The sequence below is a fragment of the Acinetobacter haemolyticus CIP 64.3 = MTCC 9819 genome (genome assembly GCF_000369065.1).
Lineage (GTDB): Bacteria > Pseudomonadota > Gammaproteobacteria > Pseudomonadales > Moraxellaceae > Acinetobacter > Acinetobacter haemolyticus.
The window spans coordinates 173,504-192,117 of the sequence record NZ_KB849801.1; the positions used below are offsets into that span (position 1 = coordinate 173,504).

The following is an 18,614-nucleotide window of genomic DNA, read 5'->3' on the forward strand; positions in this document are numbered from 1 at the left end:
TGTGGTTATTCTTTTTGATTTTCTTTTTTTATGGAATTTCCCATTAAATAAAAATTATAAAAACATGAAGGGATAGTAGAGGACAATAATATATGGCGCTGAGCGTATTTGATCTTTTTAAAATTGGTGTTGGACCTTCGAGTTCACATACGGTTGCACCAATGAGAGCAGCATATCGCTTTACTCAATCACTTAAAGTTCAAGATGTTTTAGACAAGGTTGCTAGAGTACAAATTTTTTTATACGGTTCATTGTCATCTACAGGTATAGGACATGGCACAGATCGAGCGACAATATTGGGTTTGATGGGTAATGATCCTGAAACAATTGATATCCCTCATAGCCAAATACAGCTAGATCAGGTGTTGCAATCTCGCATACTTATGATGGATGGTACTCATGCGGTAAAGTTTGATCCAAATCAAGATATTGTTTTTATTGATGAGGCTTTACCTTATCATCCGAATGCGATGAAGATAATAGCAGTAAATGATGCAGAAGAACTCATTTATTCCAATACTTATTACTCGATAGGTGGTGGATTTATTATCGACGAAAGTCAGGTTGATCAAGGGAGTTTTGTCGAAGATCAGACTGTTGTGCCTTATCCATTTCAAAGTGCCAAAGAGCTATTGGCACTTTGTAAAACACATCAATGTAGTGTTAGTCATTTGATGTTAGAAAATGAAAAAAGCTGGCGCAGCGAAGCAGAAATTCGTGCCAAAATTATGCAAATTTGGCAAGTGATGCAAGACTGTATCCAAAGTGGTTTGCAACATGAAGGTGTTTTGGCAGGTGGTTTGAATGTGAAACGACGTGCCAAGAATATTCATCAACGCCTATTAAAAAAAGAAAATGAAAATTTGATTGCGACAACATTCAACGCCATGGAATGGGTGAATTTATACGCGCTCGCTGTTAATGAAGAAAATGCCGCAGGTGGCCGAGTGGTCACAGCACCTACGAATGGTGCGGCTGGAATTATTCCAGCAGTGTTATCTTATTATGTTAATTTTTCTAAAGATAAATCTGAAGACACCATTGTGAGATTTTTCTTGAGTGCCGCAGCAGTAGGTATTCTATGCAAATTGAATGCATCCATTTCTGGCGCTGAGGTTGGCTGTCAGGGTGAAGTGGGTTCTGCATGTGCTATGGCATCGGCGGGATTAGCTGAAATTTTAGAAGGTACGCCTGAACAAGTTGAACATGCTGCTGAAATTGGGCTTGAACACAACTTAGGGCTGACCTGTGATCCAGTCGGTGGTTTAGTACAAGTGCCTTGTATTGAAAGAAATGCCATTGCTGCTGTAAAAGCAATCAATGCAGCTCAGATGGCATTACATGGGGATGGCGAGCATTTTATTTCATTGGATAAAGTCATTCAAACCATGAAAGAAACAGGTAAGGATATGTCTGATAAGTATAAAGAAACCTCAAAAGGTGGATTGGCAGTCAATTCGATTGAGTGTTAAAAGTAGTTGCACTTGTATAAATGGGTAACCCAAGAGGTATGATGAAAGGGGGATGGATGGAGCTGTTGACGTTTCACATCCCTTTTTATTTGACAATTATTATTGTCATAAATAATATGATTGAGAATTAATCAATATAGACATTAGAAAATGGAAATAAAAACAATCACATTACCAACTCGACAGATCGAGGTTGAGATTTATGCGCCAGCCGAAACGACTGATAAAGTACCTGCAATTTTGTTACTCCATGAATTATATGGTGTGATTGATGCTTATCGAGAGGATGCTCAAGACTTAGCCAATCGGGGATATCTAGTATACGTGCCGAACTTATATAGCGGAGGAGCAGTCAAATATTGCATTCGTGCAATGGTTGCAAAAGCAGGACGTACCAATGCAGCTGATAGTGAAGTAAACAAAGAAATCCACGTGTTATTGGATGAGTTAAAAGTGGATCTGCGATCAAATGGTCGTTTGGGGATGTTAGGTCAATGTTTAACAGGTGGCTATGTCATTCAAATGGCAAAGCGTGAAGATATGTTAGCACCAGTTGTCTATCATCATTCTTTCGGCATCGAAGGTGCAGGTGTTCCTAAAACAGAGTCTTTGGATGAAATTAGGATTTTGCAAGGACATTGGTCTGAGCAATTTGATCCATTCTGTCCTGCCAGAAAAAGGAATAAACTGATTCAACAATTAGGCGATCGTGTTGAAGCTTATACGTATCCGATGCCACATGGCTTTCGTACGGTAAGTCGTGATCGACCAGAGTCAGCATTGGTTTGGCAACGTACAGTCGATTTCTTTGACCGCGAATTAAAACAAATTTAAAGATAAATGTTATAGTTGTTGCTGAAAACAATATCTCTAAACATTGACTTTGTATAAACAAAAAGAGAGGGGAATATGTCAGATAAATACGAATATGCTGGATTCTGGATACGTGTAGGCGCGGCAATTCTTGACACAATTATTATTTTAGCAATTTTGATTCCGTTAATGATGTTGTTGTCTCCAAGTGTAACGGATAATTTGACTAGAACGAGTTGGTCATGGACTGATTGGATTGGGCAGATTTTGTCAGCAGTATTTTATATATTCTGTTGGGTCAAATTTGCAGGTACACCAGGTAAGCGTTTACTACGTTTAAAAGTTCTTGATGAACAAACTGGCAATCATGTTTCAGTAGGACAAGGTATTATTCGCTATATCGGTTATATTCCTGCAACACTGGTATTGTTTATTGGTTTAATCTGGATTGCTTTTGATCGAAAGAAACAAGGCTGGCATGACAAAATGGCGAAAACTGTCGTAGTTCGTGAACTATAAATCAAAAGATTTTATGACAGACACGTGTTTGTCATAAAAAATTCATAACATTAGGGCTTGTTTATCACATAACATGCCCTACAATGTCGGCGAGTTTATGTGTTAAGGAATATTAAATGGACAGTTGTTCGAGGTTTGGATTTAAGAAACTATTAAATCAAAGCGGAAACTGAGCAAGATCGCCATTAATATTCGCTATCTTGCAATGAGATAGCTCTGATATCATTTTTTATAAATCCATCAAAAACTTAGCTTTCAGCAAAATGATTTTGCACGAAGACATTTTTAGGTCTGTTGTCCTAAAAGTGATCATTTTTATGTGCCTAATTTTTAGCATTTTGCTGATCACGATAACGAAATTAAAAGTTGAGCAAGTCGATGATGCAGTTTAAATTTCTCCAAAATATTGATTTATCAAATATCGTAGACACTTTAATTAGTCTTAGTGTCGCTTTTATTTTAGGTGCTTTGATTGGTTTTGAAAGACAATATCGTCAACGTACGGCAGGATTAAGAACCAATGTACTAGTAGCGGTTGGGGCCGCAATTTTTGTAGATATTGCTATCAATCTTACGGGAGCTGATGGTGCAGTACGTGTAATTGCCTATGTTGTTTCAGGGATCGGATTCTTGGGTGCAGGTGTAATTATGCGCCAAGAAGGCAATATCCACGGCTTAAATACAGCAGCAACTTTGTGGTGTTCTGCCGCAGTTGGAGCGTCTGCTGGATCAGATCTGATTATTGAAGCCATTTTAGCCACTATGTTTATTTTGGCTGCCAATACGTTATTACGACCAATTGTTCATGTGATTGATCGCAGACCGTTAGATGACGATACTGAGGTGCTACATGTGATTTACATCATTTGTGATCGTAGTCAAAGTAAAGCGGTGATGGATGAGTTGAATTTGACTCTTAAGCACCATAATTATCCTGCCAAAGATATTCAGGTGACACCATTTGGTGAAAAGGAAGTCGAAATCGAAGTGACGTTGATTGCAACTTCGATTGAAACAGAAGAAGCACAACACATCATTAACCATCTGAATTCTATGCCACAAATTCGCCAAGCTTTTTGGGATAAGAATGCGATAAATTAAATCGAGTGAGGGCGTTTGTAATCAATACAATAAGAAGCATTGTCTCATAAATGATGTATAAGTCTTCTATTGTTTCAAATAAAATAGAAACACATTGATAACAATGAGAATAGTATGAGTTCAGACGCTCACTCAATTAGTTTAATTGCACCCGTTGTATTATTAGCAGCTGCTGTTATTGCAGTTCCTATTTTTAAAAGAATAGGGCTGGGTTCAGTCCTAGGATATTTAATTGCAGGGCTTATCATAGGTCCATTTGGTTTTGCTTTTTTTAATGATTCAGCTTCAATCCTACATATAGCAGAGTTGGGTATCGTGATGTACCTGTTTGTGATTGGTTTAGAAATGCAACCTTCACATTTATGGAGTCTAAGGCGAGAAATATTTGGTCTAGGCAGTTTACAAATTCTGGTAAGTTCATGTGCATTGACAGGCGTTGGAATCCTTTTTGGTTTCACATGGCAAGTAGCGTTTATCGCTGCAACAGGTTTTGTTTTGACCTCAACAGCGATTGTTATGCAGTTACTCGGTGATCGTGGAGACATTGCGCAACCACGAGGCCAAAAGATTGTCTCTATTCTATTATTTGAAGATTTATTAATTGTACCATTACTGGCACTTGTTGCTTTTATGGCACCAAACCATGTGGTGGAAAGTACTTCTGCACGATTAGAAATGATCGGTATTGGTTTGCTCGCAATAGCTGGTTTAATTGCTGCTGGCTATTGGCTGTTAAATCCATTGTTTAGACTTTTAGCCGCTGCAAAAGCGAGAGAAGTGATGACAGCCGCAGCACTTTTAGTGGTATTAGGTGCTGCATTAATCATGCAAGTGAGTGGATTGTCTATGGCAATGGGGGCTTTCCTTGCGGGTGTGTTGTTATCGGAATCCACCTTTAGACATCAAATCGAAGCAGATATTGAGCCTTTTCGAGGGATATTATTAGGGCTATTCTTCCTTGGTGTAGGGATGTCATTAGATTTGTCTGTTGTCGCTCAAAATTGGCAACTCATTTTGTGCGGTGTTTTGGCTTTAATGTTTGTAAAAGCATTGATGATTTACATCGTGGCACGTATTACCAAGAGTCCGCATACAGAAGCTCTAGATCGAGCTTTACTCATGGCACAAGGTGGTGAGTTTGCTTTTGTGTTGTTTGCTGCCGCTGTAAGTGCACAAGTTATTGACAATACGACTAGATCAAATTTGACTGCGATTGTTGTCCTTTCTATGGTCTTGACGCCGATTATTGGGATTTTATTTAAACGATTTACTGAGACTAAAGATGCAATCTCGTTAGATAATGTAAGTGTCGCTGACGGTTTAAGTGGCAGTGTTTTAATGATCGGTTTCGGGCGTTTTGGGCAAGTAACCAGTCAGTTGTTATTGGCTCGCGGTGTAGATGTAACAATCATCGATAATGATATCGATATGATTCAAAATGCAGAAAGATTTGGTTTTAAAATCTATTATGGTGATGGTGCGCGTTTAGATATTTTGCATGCATCAGGTGCTGCAACAGCACAAGCGATCGTAGTTTGTGTTGATAGTAAGGAAACAACCAATAAGATCGTCGAACTGGTAGGACATGAGTTTCCGTTAGCAAAGTTACTTGTACGCTCTTATGACAGAGAACATTCACTCTATTTAGTGAAGCACAAAGTTGATTATATGATTCGTGAAACTTTTGAATCTGCAATTAAATTTGGTGGCGTGATCTTAAAGGAGCTTGGTGTTGACCAAGAGGAAGTAAGACGTATTGCTCATGAAATTCGTGAACGAGATGAGGAACGCTTTGAGACAGAAATAGCAGCTGATGATGTTTATGCTGGGGTAGGATTCCAATATTCACATAATCAGCCACGTCCAACAGCTCCGTTGATTCAGCCACAACAAGCAGGGCGGATTTTAAATGACGATGAAGCACATAAAAATTTAGACAATAAATAATGCCCAAAGTTTATTGTATTGTGATGGATAAGCCTTAAGTTTTGACTTAAGGCTTATTTTTAAATTTGAAGATAATTAAAACAACGATTCCAAGGATTAATCCCCAAAATGCAGAACCAACCCCTAAAAATTGCACACCAGACGCGCTACATAAGAACGTAAGTAATGCTGCTTCGCGTTCTTCTACATTGGCAAAAGCAACAGCAATGTTATGGCTAATCGTTGCAAAAAGGGCGATGCCTGCAAGCGCAACGATGAAAATTTGTGGGAATGACATCAGTAAACTAACTAATGTTGCCGCAAACAGCCCCATCAAAATATAAAATAAACCACAACTAATGCCTGCGATATAACGCTTACTTGGGTCAGGATGCACTTGGTCATCCAAGCTTACTGCGGCACTGATCGCTGCCAAATTTACTGAGAAACAGCCAAATGGCGCAAAAAAAGTATGTGCGATACCTGTCCAGCCTACAAGTTGATTGACGTGAGGATGATAACCATAGCTTTTAATCATCGCGATACCGGGTAGGTTTTGCGAAGTCATATTGATCACAAATAAAGGTAAAGCCAAGCCCAAGATCGCAGACCAAGAAAATGAAGGCTGCATCCACACCGGCTGTGTCAATGACCAAGTGATCGGTGCGAGTTGAAAACTAATAAATAGTGGACAAATCGCAGCACCCAAAATGACTGTCAGCACAATACTATAGCGCGGAAATAAACGTTTTGAGAGTAAGTAAATCGCTAACATGCTGAGAATAAAACCTAGATGAGTTTCTAAGCTACTAAAGATTTGTATACCGAATTTTAAGAGGATTCCTGCAAGCATGGCACAGGTTAGGCTGGCTGGTATATGAGCCAATAATCTTTGAAAAACACCAGAAAAACCAACAACCGCAATCGCAATTCCGCAGATGACAAATGCACCAATGGCTTCATAGAGATCATAATGTCCTGTAGATGCAATAATTAAGGCAATACCGGGCGTTGACCAAGCTGTAGCAACAGGATATTTATATTTCCAAGATAATAATAAACCTGAAAGTCCGATCGCTAACCCTAATGCCCAAAACCACGAACTAATTTGTGCAGTATTTGCACCGAGGGATTGTGCCCCTTGAATCACCAATACTGCTGAAACACTAATACCAATCAGAAATGTGATAAAGCCAGCGAATACAGCAGGAATCGAAAAATCTTGGATCAGGCGTTGCATCTATATATATCTATTATTGATTAAAAAATTTATTGAAAAGTATACCGTTTATACAGCATAAAACGTAGTTCAAAGATGATTGAATAAATTGATCATTTGATTCAAAAAGATGGAGATGGAACATGACCTGAGGTCACAGTCCACCTTAAAAATAAAAAACACGTCTAGGTCTAATTAAATCGTCGAAGTTGCAAGTCTTAAACCAAATCCAAAAAATAAAATACCGACTAAAAATACGCCACTTGCAGCCAGTTTATAGTTATGTCTAAAGAAGCCAGCTAATTTCACGCCCGAAAAAATAAGTGCGGTTAGATAACTAAAACTGATGATTTGTAGAACCAATGCCAATACCAAGAAACTGATCATTGGGTAGGAATAACTTGGCTCAACAAATTGCACAAAGAATGATAAGAAAAATAAAATTGCTTTTGGATTCAATAAACTAATGCCAAGTGCTGTCCGGTAAGGGTGAACTTTATCTAATCGAGGTAAATCGGCCAACTCTGTATGATGAGGTGGCTTTTTCCATGTTTGATAGCCACTTTGGAGTAGTTTAAAACCTAAGTAAGCAAGATAGCAGGCCCCAGTTAATTTAAGAATAACAAACAAAATGGGAAAGGCTTTTAATAGCGATGCCGCGCCTAATACAGTACAAACGATTAAGATAAAATCGCCAGTAAATACACCACAAGCGGCAGCATAACCAGTACGTATACCATAGCGTGAGGCTACAGACATGACATAGATGGAGTTAGGGCCGGGTAATAAAATGATTAAGATCGTACCGATAATATAAGTAGTTAAATCTGTGATACCAAACACGATGAACTCAATAAAAAAACCGACCCTCACTAATATAGCAAAAATCGGTTTTTAATAGGTGAAAAATCAGCTAATTATGGACTGATTTCAGCATCAACACCAAAAGACTGACGAAGTAACAAACTTAATTGATTTCGAGCTTTGATAAAGCCATCAATTCCACCTTGCAACAGTTGGAATGCCATTAAGTCTTGTTCAAGCTCAGCCTTGAAGCTTTCCTTAGTTTGTTCAGAGCGCTCAATTTTTTCAGCCTGTTGCGCTGCTTCTACAGTCAGTTGAGCATTAACGTGTTGTTGATCTTGTTCTAATTGTGCCAGTAAATTTGGTGCAATTGTCAGTAAATCACAACCAGCTAAGCCCAGTACTTGTGCCGTGCTACGGAAGCTTGCTCCCATGACTTGTGTTGGGATACCTTGTTGCTTGTAATAATTATAAATTTTCTTAACAGAGAGTACGCCTGGATCTTTCTCGATTGGATAAGCATCGACGGCTTCTGCTTTTTTGTACCAATCTAAAATACGTCCAACAAATGGAGAGATAAGCGTAACGTTTGCATCTGCACAAGCTTGTGCTTGATGTAAACCAAACAATAAAGTGAGATTACATGGAATACCTTCAGCTTCTAAAACTTTAGCAGCTTGTATCCCTTCCCATGTCGAAGCAATCTTAATGAGAATACGTGATTGTTCGATGCCATAGCTTTGGTATAACTTTGAAAGCTCTCTAGCTTTAGTAATTGTCGCCTCTGTGTCATAAGAAAGTAAAGCATCAACCTCTGTAGAAACACGACCGTCAATTAATTTTAAAATTTCAACACCAAACTTGACAGTTAAAATATCAATCGTACGTTCGATCAGTTCATCAGCTTCATAACCTTCTTTTTTTGCTTGTAAATAAGCATCTTCGATGAGTTCTTTACTTTCTGGTTGTTCAGCTGCTGCTGTGATTAATGAAGGATTTGTTGTTGCATCAAGCGGACGAAATTTTTTAATTGCTTCAAGGTCACTGCTATCAGCTACAACAGTTGTAAAATTCTTTAATTGGTTTAATGCGGTTTGAGTCATTGATATAACGTTCTTACTTAAACAAATATAGTGGTATTCTCATTTATAACACACAATTCAAGAAAGCAAAGCGTCACTTGTGATGACATGTCTTATTGTTGCATGCTTTTTAAGGTTTGTTTTTCTGACGTTGATCTCGGATGTACTCAATCAGAAACCTTGCAGCTGCACCAAGTTCACTTTCTCGACTCCAGACGAGGTCTACAAAATATTCAAATTTTGGTGTGAAATCATAAAGCTTCAAAATTTTTAATTTTTTCTTTAACTCAGGGTTTTCATTAAACATTTCTAAGGGGAGAACACCCCAGCCCAAATTTCGAACAATCATCATGCACGCTGAATGGTGGTTGTCGGTACGCCAGTAATCTTTAGCAAAAAGTAATTCAGGTTTAATCCTGTTATCTCGGCTCGCTACTACGATTTGACGGGTTTGAACCATTTGCTCAAAAGATACTTGTTCAAGTTGAGCCAGTGGATGAATATTCGAGATAACAGGTACTAATGCTTCTCTTTTAAGTTCAACAAACTGCTCACGACTGTCTAATTGTTCACGTTCAAACATCAAAGCCAATTGCGCTGACTGATCTAGCAACATGTGTAAAGCATCTTCTTGCGGAGCAGATACGATATTAATCGCGAGACTCGGAAAATTTTGCTCAAGTAGGGTAATGTAGTCTGTCCAATTGGTATGCAATAGTTCGGATACAACCACAATGTTTAATGTGGACTCTAAGCCTGTACTGAGCGCATGCGCATGTTGTTTCCATTGATTCATTTCAATGAGCAATTGTTGTGTTTTTTCATACAACACCATTGCTTCAGCAGTAGGAGTTGGTTCACGTCCCACTCGCTCAAATAGGTTGAGATTTAAATCAATTTCTAGGTTAGCAATCGACATGCTTACCGCAGAAGGGACTTTGCCCAACTTGCGTGCAGCCGCAGAAAATGAGCCTGTTTCAATAACGGTTTGAAACATGATGAGTTGTTCTTGATTAATATTCATCTGTCAAAAAAACTGAAAGAACCTGATTGGATTAATCAAAATTATAAAAATAAAATGGCAAATATCCAAACAAGAGAGTGTTATAGAAATGTTGATTTCCAAAAGAAGACTCATTCATGCGATTGTCTATGAAGTGATTTTATTGGTCATCATCGCAATTGCGTTAAGTTTTATTTTTGACATGCCGATGGAAGTAACAGGAACATTAGGTGTGTTTATGGCGGTTGTTTCAGTGATTTGGAACATGATTTTTAATAATTATTTTGAGAAAATTGAGCATAAATACAATTGGGAAAGAACTGTACCAGTGCGTATTTTGCATGCAGTTGGATTTGAAGGTGGTTTGTTAGTCGCGACAGTTCCAATGATTGCTTATATGATGAATATGACGATCGTTGAAGCGTTTATTTTGGATATCGGTTTAACCTTATGTATTTTGGTCTATACCTTTATCTTCCAATGGTGTTATGACACTGTAGAAAATCGTTTCTTCCCAAATGCAAAATTTGCATCATAATAATGAGATCGTTAGGTAGCACTCTTTATCACTTGATGAAGAGTGATGTGTGCTGAATTAGCAGGAGACTTTCACTTGGGAGATTCTAGGCAGCTAACCGATAAAAGTCTTCTGCCATTTGATTTGGTGTCTTAAAATCCAAGCCTTTTTGAATTCTTCGCTGATTATAAAATAACTCTATATATTTTGTAATATCCGCTTTGGCTTCTTCCCTTGTTTTGTAGTTGCGATGATGGACTAGTTCATTTTTGAGTATGCCCCAGAAACTCTCTATCGGTGCATTATCGAAGCAGTCGCCTTTTTTGCTCATTGAACCCTGAAAATCAAATTTCTCAAGTAAGTTTCGATATTCATTACTGCAATATTGGCTGCCTCTGTCTGAATGTACAATGAGATCTTTAGCAGGTTTCTGATTGCGAATAGCCATATTCAATGCATCACAAACAAGCTTGGCTGTCATGCGCTCATTTAAGCTATAGCCAACAACCTGTTTCGTGTAAAGATCTTTGACAGCTGCCAAGTACAACCAGCCCTCAGCCGTCCAAATGTAGGTAATGTCACTCGACCACGCAAGATTAGGCTTCGTCATTGAAAACTGTTGCTTGAGTAAATTGTCATAAATAGAACGGTTGTGATCACTGTCCGTGGTTCTTTTGAAACGCTTATGGCGCTTACAATACAACTGATTTGATTTTTTTATTTGGCGCACAGCATACATACTTATTTTGATACTTTGCGCTTGTAAATGCTTGGTTAATCGAACATAGCCATAGCTTTGTTTGGTTTCTTCATGGGCTATTTTGACCAAAATTGTCTGCTGATTTCGCTGAATTGATCTTTTACTCATGCCTCGCTTTAGCCAATCATAAAAGCGAGAAACGGATACACGAAGTAATCGAGCCATTAAAATAATCGGAAATAAGTGGCTTTGCGATTTCATATAGGCGTACCTCACTGACTTTCTTTGGCAAAGTACGCTGCTGCCTTTTTTAAAAATTCACGTTCCATTTCAGCTGTTTTGAGCTGTTGTTTAAGCTTCTTATTTTCTTCGAGTAAGGCGTTTAGATCGGGCGAATACTGTTTTGTGCCTGCTAAAGTTCCAGCCTTTGCTTTGTTATTCCAGTTCGAAAGGGTTTGCATTGAAATGCCAAGTTGTCTAGCGGATTCCGATACATTACCTTGGTTCTCTTCAATGGCTTTTATGGCTTCAGCTTTAAATTCTGCGGTGTAAGTCTTCTGTTTCTTGCTCATGGTAAACTCCTAATGAGTATGTATAGTTTACCAAGTTAAACCCTCCTGTTTTTTAAGCACACATCAGAGTGCTTTTTTAATACTTAGATTAGTACAACGTGATTAAAGTTTGATAATTTTAATAAATTCGGTTTAATCAATATTAATTTGTTGCTAATAAATCTATAGAAAATATAAATATTCATTAATAGTACTTGTTTGGGAGAGTAAAATGCCGAGTGTTCTTATTGAGATAAGACAAAAATATACGTTAGATGTGGAGCTTGGAATTATTGAAGCGGTGCATTCTGCTTTGATAGAGTCATTTAAAATTATGCCAAATGATCGGCATATACGTTTAGTCACGCATGAACCACATCATTTTCAGTGTCCACAAGAAAAGGAAAAACCAGAGTTTTTTACACACATTACAATTGATTGTTTTGTAGGTCGTACATTAGAAACTAAGCGTTTATTGTATAAAACGATTGTAAATAAATTAGAGCCATTTGGTATACCCAAAGATCATACCATGATAATACTTCGAGAAATTCCAACGGATAATTTTGGAATACGGGGTGGTCAAGCTGCCTCTGATATTGATTTAGGGTTTAAAATTGATGTTTAGGAAGAGTAGGATTTAATGACAATATCAAAATTGAAGATGGATTGATGACATTAAAAGCACTTTTCGTAGAAATTTACTATACTGATTACTCTCAAGATCTTACTTTAAGTAAAATCGCAGAATATATAAAAGCACATGAGGTTGTAGAGATAGAGTACTTTGAACTTTTTGATCATGATGCTGACCACAAATCTCTTTTGTTAGGGTTGATACAAAGAGTAGATGTAAATTTTTCAGTGAATTCAATTGAGGCCGAAATTTTAGCTGCTCATTACTTCTTAAATGTTCTAAAGAAATATCAAGTGGGTGAAATACGGCCCTTTGAATTATGTAAAATTTTTAACAATATAGAAGCTGGTTTTATGGGGGCTCCACGTAATCTTGATTCGAAAATTGTATATTATCCCTCATGGCTGGGTGATTTATATGATGCTTGTGACTGGTGTGATGAAACATGGACTCATGATAATAGTCCTCATCTTCTTATTGAAGTAGCAAAGCAAATCCATAACATTAAAAATTGGTTAACGAATCCTGTTTTTAAATAATTGTGACTTTGATAGCAATTCTATTTGATCTACTGAATAGATAACTTTGCATTAAGGATAAGCCAAAAAATTCCTATTCGTAAAAAACATCATGCTAAAATAAGTCACTTGTCATTATAAATTGCACGACTTTCTCTATGTTTCAGCAAGAAATTTCTCAATTAAATCTACAACAACTCAAAGCAGGCGAAAAGCGTTGGATTGGCTCATTACTGGGATCGTCAGCAGCACTATTATTTAAAGAAATTGCGACCCAAAGTTCAAATCTATACGTCATTGTGGCAAGGAATAATCAGCATTTAGCTCAACTGGAAAGTGAGCTTGAGTTTTATGGTATTAAACCTACAATTTTCCCCGATTGGGAAATCTTGCCTTATGACCGTTTGTCTCCACATCAGGATATTGTCTCAGAGCGCTTGGCTATTTTGTCCAATATGCCGCAGAAAGGTATTTTGTTGATTTCAGCAAGTACTTTAGCCCAACGTGTTGCACCATATTCATGGGTGGTTGGTGAGCACTTTGATATTAAAGTTGGACAAAAGCTTGATTTAGAAACACAGAAAAAACAGCTCGTACAAGCAGGGTACCGTTTGGTTGATACTGTTTACGATCATGGTGAGTTTGCTGTTCGCGGTAGCATCATGGATATTTTTGCTTCGGGACAGGAACAGCCGATTCGTATAGATTTATTCGATGATGAAATTGAAAGCCTAAAATTCTTTGATCCAGAAACACAACGTACGACGGAGTCTTTGAAAAACTTTACTGTTTTACCTGCCAAAGAGTTTCCACTCAAAGAAGGCCGTTCAACTTTTAGAGATCGCTATGCTGAGAGTTTTCCAACAGCAAATCCAAAGAAAAATCCCATTTATCAAGATGTCCTCGAAGGAATTGCAACCCCAGGATTAGAAATCTATTTGCCTTTGTTTTTCGATAAGAAGGTGATGGAAGCACAAAGTATGTTCACAGCATACTTACCAAAAAATTGCATTGTCATTACAAATAATGAGATTGAAGATGAGCTGATTAATTTTTGGAAAGAAGTTGTACGTCGTTATGAAGATCGTCGTCACAACATTGATCAACCGATTCTACCTCCTGAAGATTTATTTTTAATGCCTAATCATGTACTACAAGCATTAAATCAATTACCTCGTATTATCGCTTCACCTGATGTTTTAGATTTAAAATCTGGGGTGTTAAATCTTGCTTCCGAGCAACCACCTAAACTTGCAGTTGATCCAAAAAAAGAACAACCATTTCAGGCGGCCAAAGACTACATTGATCAAAGTAAATTTCCTGTTTTGTTGGTGGCTGAAAGTGCAGGTCGTAGAGAAACTTTAAAAGATGCCTTGCGATCAGTTCTAGGTGAAATCCAAACGGTAGAAAGTTTTGCTCAGTTCCAAAAAGATAAACTCAAAGTTGCGATTACTAGTGCTCCTTTAGATCGTGGTTTGCTCCTAACAGATCAGTTATCTGTCATTTCTGAAAATCAGCTGTATGAACATCGGGTAGTACAACGTCGCCGTAAACGTCAGCAAGAAGTTTCTGAAGAGTTTTTGATTCGCAGTTTAACCGAACTGAGCATTGGTGCACCTGTGGTTCACATTGATCATGGTGTGGGGCGCTATGCAGGATTAATCACTTTAGAAATTGATGATCAAGACCATGAGTTTTTACAACTTGATTATGCTGATGCGGCTAAGGTTTATGTACCCGTCACTAACTTGCATTTAATTAGTCGTTACAGTGGTGGTGATCCTGATCTTGCACCATTGCACAAATTAGGAACGGATGCGTGGAGTAAGGCCAAGCGTAAAGCCTTGGAACAGATCCACGATGTAGCTGCTGAATTATTACATATCCAAGCGCGTCGTCAGTCCAAACCTGGATTTGCTTTTGAACTTGATCATATTGCATATATGCAATTTGCTAGTGGTTTTGCTTATGAAGAAACTTTGGATCAGGCAAATGCGATCGAAGCAACATTGCATGATATGCAACTTGCCAAACCAATGGATCGTTTAGTCTGTGGTGATGTTGGGTTTGGTAAAACAGAAGTTGCGATGCGGGCAGCATTTGTAGCAGTACAAAATGGTAAACAAGTTGCCGTATTAGTGCCAACAACCTTACTTGCACAGCAACATTATGAGTCATTTAAAGATCGCTTTGCGGATACGGCAGTACGTATTGAAGTTCTCTCACGATTTGGTAGCAATAAAACGCACTTAAAAATTATTGAAGATTTGGCGGATGGCAAAGTAGATATTGTGGTGGGCACCCATAAAATCCTGCAAGAGAATATTCAATTCAATAATCTGGGACTTATGATTGTTGATGAGGAGCACCGTTTTGGTGTTCGTGACAAAGAGCGGATTAAGGCTTTGCGTGCAGATGTAGATATGTTGACCTTAACAGCAACACCTATTCCACGTACCTTGAATATGGCTTTCTCTGGTATGCGTGATTTATCGATTATCGCAACACCACCTGCACGCCGTTTGGCGGTGAAAACCTTTGTGCAAGAACATACAGATGATTCAATCAAAGAGGCTATACTGCGTGAGCTGTTACGTGGAGGTCAAGTTTATTTCTTGCATAATGAAGTCGAGACGATTGAGCGTGCCGCAGAAAATATCCGTCATCTAGTTCCTGAAGCACGAGTGGCAGTTGCGCATGGACAAATGCGTGAACGTGAGCTTGAACAAGTGATGCAGCAGTTCTATCACAAAGACTACAATGTATTGGTGTGCTCAACGATTATTGAAACAGGGATCGATGTCCCAAATGCCAATACGATTATCATCGAACGCGCAGATAAGTTGGGACTTGCACAATTACACCAATTACGTGGTCGTGTAGGCCGTTCACATCATCAAGCTTATGCTTACCTACTTGTCCCATCTATTAAGCATCTCAAAGGTGACGCAGAGAAACGCCTAGATGCAATTCAACGTGCTTCGACTTTAGGTGCTGGTTTTATGTTGGCGACCGAAGATTTAGAAATTCGTGGAGCAGGTGAATTATTGGGTGAACAACAAAGTGGTTCAATGCAGGCAATTGGTTATAGCTTGTATATGGAAATGCTTGAGAAAGCGACCAAAGCCATTCAAAAGGGTAAAACACCTAATTTCGATGCGCCATTGTCATTAACTGCTGAAATCAATTTGCATATGCCTGCATTGATTCCTGATGAATATTTGGGAGATGTGCACCAGCGATTATTATTCTATAAGCGTATCAGTAACACCGATAGCCAAGAGAAACTTGATAATATTCGTATGGAGTTGATTGATCGTTTTGGTATTCCACCACAACCGGTGAAACAGCTGTTTAGCATACATCAGATTCGCTTAAGAGCAGAACAGTTAGGAATCACCAAAATTGATATCAATAGTAATGGTGGTTATATCGAATTTTCACCAGATACACCAGTGCAAGCGATCAGCATCATTCAGCTTATGCAGAAAAATCCGACCTATTATCGGATGGAAGGCGGACAGCGTTTGAAAGTGACTGTGCAACTTGCAGAATATGATAAACGCATCCAGTTTATTGTCGATTTGTTGAATAAGTTGCTTAATGAATTGAATGTATAGCTTAAAAAACATGCTTTATTTTAAGTAAAGGTAAAATATCAATGATTCCTCCGATAATAAGTGAGGAAAATCATTGTTATTTGTAATCAAACGACTGATGAAGAATACTCACATCAGAACTGATGTGATAGTATTGATCATCATTATTCTGCATCATTTATAAAGATATGTTTAGTTTGCATCCACAACTTGCTCAAGATACATTTTTTGTAGGCGACTTCCCGCTTTCAACATGTCGTTTAATGAATGATATGCAATTTCCTTGGTTGATCCTTGTACCACGCGTACCAGGTGTTACAGAACTTTATGAACTTAGCCAAGCAGATCAAGAACAATTTCTACGTGAATCTAGCTGGTTATCGAGCCAACTATCTCGCGTATTCCGTGCGGATAAAATGAATGTTGCCGCTTTAGGAAATGTTGTACCACAATTGCATTTTCATCATGTTGTACGTTATCAAAATGACGTGGCGTGGCCTAAACCAGTTTGGGGAACAACAGCAGTACCATACAATAGCGATGTACTTGCACATATGCGTCAGACGCTGATGTTAGCATTACGTGGACAAGGCGATATGCCGTTTGATTGGCGCATGGATTGATCCAAAAATAGAAGAATAACAGTATTCTATAATAAAAAAGGAGGATAGAGTGCCGCTAGATAGGTTGATTGATAAAGAACCTAGACAGTTCGCATATTTTCATCGTTTGATGGGATATTCGATCTTGTCACTTATTTTGGTAATTTATACATTTACCTCATCGACTGCTAACTATCAACTTTATATCCTCCCTTTATTATTGATTTATTTTTTGCTTTGTCCGCGCTTGGAAAAATGGCTGCAATACAAATACGATAAACAAACTGAGAAGAACGTATTTTTTGCCAATGAAGCAATCATCGTAGCAATTATTTTAGCCGCTTTACATCTGAGTCTAGTTCCAACGTTTGTTATTCTATTTGCCTTATTGTATGTTGGATTAAACAATAAAATCTCCTTAATGGTTTCTTGTTTAATTGGGCTGATCGGTGTTATTACCTTTTATTTCAGTACTTTCTTCATCTTTGGTGCTGAGCAATATTTTGAACCTACTAATCCAGAGTTGACTGTAGTGAGTTTGCTTGGGTTAATGGTTTTTATTGTGATTGGTAACTATTACCAGCATCGTCGTCTTAATATCCTCGGTCAACAGCGTCAGCATTATCATAATCAAATGACGCGTTATATTGCTTTTGCGAATCAATTGAGTCGGTATGCACCATTGCAATTGTGGCAATCCATTATGCGTGGTGAAGCTGAGGCGAAAATTGAATATAAACGTAAAAAACTAACGATTTTCTTTTCTGATATTCAAGGCTTTACTGAGCTTTCAGAGACGCTGATTCCAGATGATTTGGCATTTTTACTTAATGACTATTTAAGTCATATGACTGAAATCGCGAAGCAGTATGAAGCCACTGTTGATAAATTCATGGGAGATGCAATTTTAATCTTCTTTGGTGATCCAAACTCGCAAGGGACTGAGCAAGATGCAAAATCTTGTGTGGAAATGGCGATTGCAATGCGTCAGCAAATGAAATTGCTACGTGAGCGATGGAAGAAAATGGGTTATCCAGCACTGCATATTCGGATGGGGATTAGTACAGGTTATTGTCACGTTGGGAATTATGGTGCTTCACATCGTATGGCTTACACCATTGTTGGCCGTGATGTAAATTTAGCAGCACGTTTGCAGTCAGCGGCTGAAGTTGATGAAATTTTAATTGCTGATGACACACATCAACTGATTAAAAATGAATTTTTATGTGTACCTAAAGTGCCAATTTATTTAAAAGGGATTCAAGGTCCTGTTAAAACTTGGCAAGTGATGGAAAAATTCACTGGTAAGAAATCTGATACACAAAAATGGTTTGATTACGATTACAAAGGCTTCCATCTGGTATTAAATTTGGAAGAAGTACAGAATTATGAATATCCTGAACTTGTTGAAATCTTAGAAATGATGATTGATCGAATCAAGACTCAACAAAAGATCACCAATGCGCAGGGTGTTCCAAGGTTAAGTTTGGATGATGAAATAAAACCTTAACTTGTTAATACCCATAAAAAAACCTCATTGTATTAATGAGG

Annotated in this window: 16 protein-coding genes; 11 read left to right on the forward strand and 5 right to left on the reverse strand. The window is 38.0% G+C overall.

The window, feature by feature from the left end:
* The first annotated feature begins 92 nt into the window (after positions 1–92).
* From F927_RS06370 to F927_RS06390, 5 genes are all read left to right on the forward strand, one after another.
* Entirely contained in the window at positions 93–1,472 is a 1,380-nt protein-coding gene (locus F927_RS06370; RefSeq protein WP_005082666.1) for an L-serine ammonia-lyase, read from the forward strand.
* A gap of 150 nt (positions 1,473–1,622) precedes the next feature.
* On the forward strand, positions 1,623–2,306 hold the full coding sequence (locus F927_RS06375; protein WP_005082669.1) for a dienelactone hydrolase family protein: 684 nt from the start codon (positions 1,623–1,625) through the stop codon (positions 2,304–2,306).
* A 75-nt stretch (positions 2,307–2,381) separates the two neighbouring features.
* Positions 2,382–2,804, forward strand: coding sequence for an RDD family protein (locus F927_RS06380; RefSeq protein WP_004639450.1), 423 nt, complete (start codon positions 2,382–2,384; stop codon positions 2,802–2,804).
* Positions 2,805–3,185: 381 nt separating this feature from the next.
* A complete protein-coding gene (locus tag F927_RS06385; RefSeq protein ID WP_026056330.1) occupies positions 3,186–3,905 on the forward strand; it encodes an MgtC/SapB family protein in 720 nt (239 codons plus the stop codon).
* A 114-nt stretch (positions 3,906–4,019) separates the two neighbouring features.
* Positions 4,020–5,852, forward strand: coding sequence for a monovalent cation:proton antiporter-2 (CPA2) family protein (locus tag F927_RS06390; protein WP_005082671.1), 1,833 nt, complete (start codon positions 4,020–4,022; stop codon positions 5,850–5,852).
* 46 nt (positions 5,853–5,898) lie between these two features.
* On the opposite strand, the gene F927_RS06395 is transcribed toward F927_RS06390, so the two are convergent.
* From F927_RS06395 to aceR, 4 genes are all read right to left on the reverse strand, one after another.
* Positions 5,899–7,071 (reverse strand): benzoate/H(+) symporter BenE family transporter, encoded by a 1,173-nt coding sequence (locus F927_RS06395; protein ID WP_004639446.1) that lies wholly within the window; start codon positions 7,069–7,071, stop codon positions 5,899–5,901.
* Positions 7,072–7,245: 174 nt separating this feature from the next.
* On the reverse strand, positions 7,246–7,893 hold the full coding sequence (leuE, locus tag F927_RS06400; protein WP_005082673.1) for a leucine efflux protein LeuE: 648 nt from the start codon (positions 7,891–7,893) through the stop codon (positions 7,246–7,248).
* 74 nt (positions 7,894–7,967) lie between these two features.
* Positions 7,968–8,957, reverse strand: coding sequence for a transaldolase (tal, locus tag F927_RS06405; protein WP_005082675.1), 990 nt, complete (start codon positions 8,955–8,957; stop codon positions 7,968–7,970).
* A gap of 109 nt (positions 8,958–9,066) precedes the next feature.
* On the reverse strand, positions 9,067–9,960 hold the full coding sequence (aceR, locus tag F927_RS06410; RefSeq protein WP_005082676.1) for an HTH-type transcriptional regulator AceR: 894 nt from the start codon (positions 9,958–9,960) through the stop codon (positions 9,067–9,069).
* An 88-nt stretch (positions 9,961–10,048) separates the two neighbouring features.
* Between aceR and aceI the strand changes: the two genes are divergently transcribed.
* Positions 10,049–10,477: a chlorhexidine efflux PACE transporter AceI gene (gene aceI / locus F927_RS06415; RefSeq protein WP_005082678.1), complete on the forward strand. Its 429-nt coding sequence runs from the start codon at positions 10,049–10,051 to the stop codon at positions 10,475–10,477.
* An 85-nt stretch (positions 10,478–10,562) separates the two neighbouring features.
* Here aceI and F927_RS06420 read toward each other — a convergent pair.
* Positions 10,563–11,728, reverse strand: a protein-coding gene (locus tag F927_RS06420) for an IS3 family transposase (protein ID WP_100223926.1) whose coding sequence is annotated in 2 segments (ribosomal slippage) — positions 10,563–11,470 and positions 11,470–11,728 — 1,167 coding nt in all. Because the reading frame shifts where the segments join, the coding sequence is not laid out codon by codon here.
* Between the two features lie 211 nt (positions 11,729–11,939).
* On the opposite strand from F927_RS06420, the gene F927_RS06430 reads away from it, so the two are divergent.
* The 5 genes from F927_RS06430 to F927_RS06450 all read left to right on the forward strand — a co-directional run bounded on the left by F927_RS06430 (position 11,940) and on the right by F927_RS06450 (position 18,573).
* Positions 11,940–12,335 carry a tautomerase family protein gene (locus F927_RS06430; RefSeq protein ID WP_005082681.1) on the forward strand — a complete coding sequence of 132 codons (396 nt, stop codon included), beginning with the start codon at positions 11,940–11,942 and terminating at the stop codon, positions 12,333–12,335.
* A gap of 44 nt (positions 12,336–12,379) precedes the next feature.
* Positions 12,380–12,883, forward strand: coding sequence for a hypothetical protein (locus tag F927_RS06435; RefSeq protein WP_005082683.1), 504 nt, complete (start codon positions 12,380–12,382; stop codon positions 12,881–12,883).
* Between the two features lie 137 nt (positions 12,884–13,020).
* Positions 13,021–16,482, forward strand: a complete 3,462-nt coding sequence (gene mfd, locus F927_RS06440; protein ID WP_005082685.1) for a transcription-repair coupling factor — start codon at positions 13,021–13,023, stop codon at positions 16,480–16,482.
* A gap of 167 nt (positions 16,483–16,649) precedes the next feature.
* The gene (locus F927_RS06445; protein WP_005082687.1) at positions 16,650–17,084 is read left to right on the forward strand and encodes an HIT domain-containing protein; all 435 of its coding nucleotides are present in this window, start codon (positions 16,650–16,652) and stop codon (positions 17,082–17,084) included.
* A gap of 49 nt (positions 17,085–17,133) precedes the next feature.
* Positions 17,134–18,573: an adenylate/guanylate cyclase domain-containing protein gene (locus F927_RS06450; RefSeq protein WP_005082689.1), complete on the forward strand. Its 1,440-nt coding sequence runs from the start codon at positions 17,134–17,136 to the stop codon at positions 18,571–18,573.
* Positions 18,574–18,614 lie beyond the last annotated feature (41 nt).

Excerpts from the sequence above, each read along its gene's own strand:
- F927_RS06430 (WP_005082681.1), top strand. The coding sequence starts at position 11,940 with ATGCCGAGTGTTCTTATTGAGATAAGACAAAAATATACGTTAGATGTG.
- F927_RS06390 (WP_005082671.1), top strand. The coding sequence starts at position 4,020 with ATGAGTTCAGACGCTCACTCAATTAGTTTAATTGCACCCGTTGTATTA.
- F927_RS06435 (WP_005082683.1), top strand. The coding sequence starts at position 12,380 with ATGACATTAAAAGCACTTTTCGTAGAAATTTACTATACTGATTACTCT.
- F927_RS06380 (WP_004639450.1), top strand. The coding sequence starts at position 2,382 with ATGTCAGATAAATACGAATATGCTGGATTCTGGATACGTGTAGGCGCG.
- F927_RS06370 (WP_005082666.1), top strand. The coding sequence starts at position 93 with ATGGCGCTGAGCGTATTTGATCTTTTTAAAATTGGTGTTGGACCTTCG.
- F927_RS06385 (WP_026056330.1), top strand. The coding sequence starts at position 3,186 with ATGCAGTTTAAATTTCTCCAAAATATTGATTTATCAAATATCGTAGAC.
- F927_RS06395 (WP_004639446.1), bottom strand. The coding sequence starts at position 7,071 with ATGCAACGCCTGATCCAAGATTTTTCGATTCCTGCTGTATTCGCTGGC.
- tal (WP_005082675.1), bottom strand. The coding sequence starts at position 8,957 with ATGACTCAAACCGCATTAAACCAATTAAAGAATTTTACAACTGTTGTA.
- F927_RS06375 (WP_005082669.1), top strand. The coding sequence starts at position 1,623 with ATGGAAATAAAAACAATCACATTACCAACTCGACAGATCGAGGTTGAG.
- aceI (WP_005082678.1), top strand. The coding sequence starts at position 10,049 with ATGTTGATTTCCAAAAGAAGACTCATTCATGCGATTGTCTATGAAGTG.
- F927_RS06445 (WP_005082687.1), top strand. The coding sequence starts at position 16,650 with ATGTTTAGTTTGCATCCACAACTTGCTCAAGATACATTTTTTGTAGGC.
- aceR (WP_005082676.1), bottom strand. The coding sequence starts at position 9,960 with ATGAATATTAATCAAGAACAACTCATCATGTTTCAAACCGTTATTGAA.
- mfd (WP_005082685.1), top strand. The coding sequence starts at position 13,021 with ATGTTTCAGCAAGAAATTTCTCAATTAAATCTACAACAACTCAAAGCA.